Source organism: Intrasporangium sp. (assembly GCF_030452765.1).
GTDB lineage: Bacteria > Actinomycetota > Actinomycetes > Actinomycetales > Dermatophilaceae > Intrasporangium_A.
In genome coordinates, this window is record NZ_JAKDLO010000278.1 from 1 (window position 1) to 4,087 (window position 4,087).

The window sequence follows — 4,087 nt, forward strand, 5'->3', positions numbered from 1 at the left end:
ACCCGATCGAGAGTGCACCAAACCCGATCGAGAGTGCACCAAACCCGATCGAGAGCGCTGTAGTCCCGATCGACAGTGCACCCGCCTCACAGTTCGAGGGCATAGGCCTGCAGGACGAGGTCGTCGTTGACCGGCCAGTCCCGCTCGGGAACGCGGACGAATCCCATGTCTGCGTAGAGTCGGCGGGCCGACGTGCTCCACGTGGTGGTCGACAGCACGATGCGCCGGAAGCCCTCGGAGCGGGCACGTCGCACGATGGCCTCGACCAGTGCGCGTCCGATGCCGAGACCCTGCACCCGAGGGTCGACCGCGAGCATCCGGAACTCGGCCTCGTCGTCGCCGGCGACCTCACGCTCCGGTGACCCGACGGGTGGCCACGTCACGGTCCCGAGCACCTCCGACCCCTCGACGGCAACCCAGACCTCGGCGGCCGCGACGCGCCCCGCGACGTCGCGCAGATGCTGGTAGTAGTCGTCACCGGGACGCAGTCCGCTCGGTGCGTAGGCGGTGGCAAGGATGTCGGCGACGCGGTCGTACTCACCTTCTCGAGCGAGCCGGATCTCGACGCGCTCAGTCATGCGCGCGTGCTCGAGCAGATCCCAGCCCATGCCGGCGGGTGAAGCGCATCGGGTCGAAGGCAGGCACCGCCGCAGCCGGTCCCTTCGCCACGAAGGCTGCGACAAGCACGCCGGTCGCGGCACCGAGGCTGAGGCCGAGCATGTTGTGGCCGGTCGCGACGACGATGCGTTCCGCTCCCGGGACGCAGCCGATCAGCGGCTTGCCGTCGGGTGTCATCGGCCGGGCCCCGACCGCCTCGTCCGTGCTGGCGTCCCAGTCGATCCCGGTCAGGTATGGCGCCGCCTGGCGTTTCATCAGGGCGATCCGCTCCGTGTGGACCCCCTCGTGCGTCCCATCGAGCTCGACCAGACCGAGGACCCGGGTCCGGTCGCCCATCGGTGTCACCCCGACGTGGGTGTCCCCCAGCCGCAGGACATGCCGGGGCGGGCGCTCGGGATGGACGGTGAAGCTGTAGCCTTTGCCAGGAGTCACGTAGCCGCGCACCCCGATCGGTCGGAGCAGCTCCTCCGACCATGCGCCAGCGGCGATGACGACGTGCCCGGCCTCGATCACCCCGGCCGGCGTCGCGAGCTCGACCCTCGATCCACGTTGTCGCACCGCCCGCACCGGAGTCTCCGTCACGACGCGGGCTCCTCGCGAGATCGCCGACCCGACAAGGCGATCCACCAAGCGTGACGGGTCGAGCCACCGGTCCCCGCGGTGGACGAACCCGAACCGAGCCGCCTCCCCGAGACCCGGTTCGAGCTCGAGCAGCTCCCCTCGCCCGACGACGGGTTCCGGAGCCGGCGACAGTCCGCGCCGCGAGACCGCCGACAGCGATGCCCAGGACGCCTCGGCCTGCTCCCGGGTCGGGTGCACCATGAGGAAGCCCTCGTCCTGCAGGCCGCTCACGATGCCCGCCTCGACGAGCTCGTCGATCAGGCCGGCGGTCTGCCGGTTCAGCACATCGAGCTCGTCCCACGACCGCTCGAACCGGTGCGCCCCCGAGCTGAGCACGAACCGCCCGAGATATCCCGCCACGTGCGGCAGTGCTCGGGCCCCGAGGAAGAAGCTGCCGCCATACGGCCGAGCGAGCGAACGCACCCCGTCTCGCACGACGCCCCAGGACGGCAACGGGTCGCTGCGGGCTGGGCACACCCAGCCGCCGTTGACCCGAGCCGCCCCACCACCCGCGGTGCCACGCTCGAGGAGCGTGACGTCATACCCTCGCTCGAGCAGGTAATGGGCGCTGAACAGCCCGATGAGCCCGGCGCCGACGACGGTGACGTCGCCGGCGTGCGGGTCGGGCATCAGCTGCCGTGCCCCTCGGTGTCGTCGTGCACCGCGGGCTGCGCGTGGGCAGCGACCTCGGCGTCCTTGATCCGCCGACGCGCATCCGACTCCCCGCTGTCCCCCTCGGAGTCGACGTGCGTCGGGTCGAGCACCCGCTTGAGGAACGTCCGGGTGCGGTTGTGCTGTGGGTTGCCGATGACGTCGTCGGGATGGCCCTCCTCGACGATGACCCCGCCGTCCATGAAGATGACGCGGTCGGCGACCTCGCGCGCGAAGGCCATCTCGTGCGTGACGACCATCATCGTCATGCCCTCGGACGCGAGCCGCCGCATGACCGCCAGGACGTCGCCGACGAGCTCGGGGTCGAGCGCGGACGTCGGCTCGTCGAAGAGCATGAGCTCCGGGTCCATCGACAACGCCCGCGCGATCGCGACACGCTGCTGCTGGCCGCCGGAGAGCTGCGCCGGGAAGGCGCCGCTGCGATCGGCGAGCCCGACCTTCGCGAGGTTGACGAGCGCAACCTTCTCCGCCTCCGCCTTACCGCGTTTGAGCACGACCTGCTGGGCGATCGTGCAGTTGCTGAGCACAGTCAGGTGCGCGAAGAGGTTGAACTGTTGGAAGACCATCCCCATCCTGCTGCGCACCTCGTCGATGTCGCAGTCGGGGTCGGTGACCTCGATGCCCTCGATGAGGATCGAGCCGCCGCTCGGCTGCTCGAGCAGGTTCACGCACCGCAGCAGGGTCGACTTGCCGGAGCCGGACGGGCCGATGACACAGACGACGTCACCCTGCCGGATCGAGGTCGTGATGTTGGTCAGCACCTCGACCGGTCCGAACGACTTGCGCAGGCCGGTGATCTCGACGACCGTGGAGCCGCTTCTCGATGAGTCCGTATGCTGCTGAGCTGGGTTCGCTGTCATCGTGCCTTCGCCGTCTTCCGCTCCATGCGTCGCACCAGGAAGGTGAGAGGCAACGTGATGAGGAGGTAGCACAGGCCGGCGATGACGAGCGGCGTGAGGTTCGCGTTCGTGTTCGCCAGGTCCCGGCCGTACTTCGTCAGGTCGAACGAGGTCGCCGACAGCCCGATGATGTAGGCGAGCGAGCTGTCCTTGACGACGAGGATGAGCTCGTTCGTCAGCGGCGGCATGATGATCCGGAACGCTTGGGGCAGCACGATCTTTCGGGTCGTGGGCCCAGTCGGCATGCCGAGCGACCGGGCGGCCTCGACCTGGCCCTTCGGCACCGCCTGGATGCCGGCACGGATCGTCTCGGACATGTACGCCGCGGCCACGATGCCGAGCGCGGTCCAGACGGTCCCGTAGATGCCGAAGGGGATCTGCAGGCCGGGGAAGGCGAGCGGGAGCAGCCCGAACGCCATGAGCACGACGATGGTGGGCAGTCCGCGGAAGAACTCGATGTAGATGCCGGCGAGCCACCGGTACGGGCCGACGGACGAGAGCCGCATGAGGGCGAGGACGGTGCCGAGGACGAGGCCGAGGACGAAGGCGCCGACCGAGTAGATGATCGTGTTCAGCAGGGCTGTCCCGAGACCCTGGGTCAGGGTGTCCCGGATCATGTCCGTGCGGAAGAAGACCTTCTGGATCTGCGGGAAGTCTGCGACCGCGATGATCGCAATGAGGACCGCGACGAGGATGCCGTACTGGATCCAGCGGATGCGCTGGGCACGCTTGCGGGGCGAGGTCCTGCGCACTCGCCCCGCGGTGGCTGCAGGTGAGGTCATGGCAGGATTCTCACGAGGTGCTCTGCGCCGTCGAGGACTCTGCGCCCGGCAGCACCGAGGGCTCGGAGCCGAACCACTTCTTGTAGCTCGCCTTGTAGGAGCCGTCCTCGACCGTCTTCTTCAGCGCGGTGTTGAAGGCGTCCATGATCTTGTCCGCGTTCGCGTCGTTCTTCTGGCCGACGAAGCCGTACTGCTCGCCGGTGTCGAACTCCTTGACCACCTGGAAGTCCGCGTTGCTCGTGGCGAAGTCGAGCAGCGGGCCGTTGTCGTTGATCATCGCGTCGACCCGCCCAGACCGCAGGCCGGCGAGCTGGGTCGGCAGGTCGTCGAAGATGATGATCTCGTAGCCGTTGGCGTCCTTGTTCTTCTCCGCGTAGATCTGGCCGGTCGTGTCGGTCTGGACACCGACCTTCTTGCCCTTGAGCGAGGCCAGGTCGGTGACGCCCGATCCCTTCTTGGTGAGCAGGGCCTGGGTCGCGTTGAAGTACGGCTCGG

Annotated in this window: 5 protein-coding genes; all 5 read right to left on the reverse strand. The window is 68.6% G+C overall.

What is annotated here, in order from left to right:
• Positions 1 to 86 precede the first annotated feature (86 nt).
• A complete protein-coding gene (locus L0H79_RS21245) occupies positions 87 to 578 on the reverse strand; it encodes a GNAT family N-acetyltransferase (protein ID WP_301486691.1) in 492 nt (163 codons plus the stop codon).
• Positions 571 to 1,869: an FAD-binding oxidoreductase gene (locus tag L0H79_RS21250; RefSeq protein ID WP_301486693.1), complete on the reverse strand. Its 1,299-nt coding sequence runs from the start codon at positions 1,867 to 1,869 to the stop codon at positions 571 to 573. The genes L0H79_RS21245 and L0H79_RS21250 overlap by 8 nt, the downstream gene beginning before the upstream one ends.
• Positions 1,869 to 2,771: an amino acid ABC transporter ATP-binding protein gene (locus tag L0H79_RS21255; protein ID WP_301486695.1), complete on the reverse strand. Its 903-nt coding sequence runs from the start codon at positions 2,769 to 2,771 to the stop codon at positions 1,869 to 1,871. Before L0H79_RS21255 ends, L0H79_RS21250 begins: the two co-directional genes overlap by 1 nt.
• Complete coding sequence (locus L0H79_RS21260; RefSeq protein ID WP_301486696.1) at positions 2,768 to 3,592, reverse strand: amino acid ABC transporter permease; 825 nt, start codon at positions 3,590 to 3,592, stop codon at positions 2,768 to 2,770. Before L0H79_RS21260 ends, L0H79_RS21255 begins: the two co-directional genes overlap by 4 nt.
• 10 nt (positions 3,593 to 3,602) lie before the next feature.
• Positions 3,603 to 4,087, reverse strand: a 485-nt coding sequence (locus L0H79_RS21265; RefSeq protein WP_301486698.1) for a transporter substrate-binding domain-containing protein, incomplete at its 5' end; no start/stop codon positions are given.

Excerpts from the sequence above, each read along its gene's own strand:
- L0H79_RS21260 (WP_301486696.1), bottom strand. The coding sequence starts at position 3,592 with ATGACCTCACCTGCAGCCACCGCGGGGCGAGTGCGCAGGACCTCGCCC.
- L0H79_RS21250 (WP_301486693.1), bottom strand. The coding sequence starts at position 1,869 with ATGCCCGACCCGCACGCCGGCGACGTCACCGTCGTCGGCGCCGGGCTC.
- L0H79_RS21245 (WP_301486691.1), bottom strand. The coding sequence starts at position 578 with ATGACTGAGCGCGTCGAGATCCGGCTCGCTCGAGAAGGTGAGTACGAC.
- L0H79_RS21255 (WP_301486695.1), bottom strand. The coding sequence starts at position 2,771 with ATGACAGCGAACCCAGCTCAGCAGCATACGGACTCATCGAGAAGCGGC.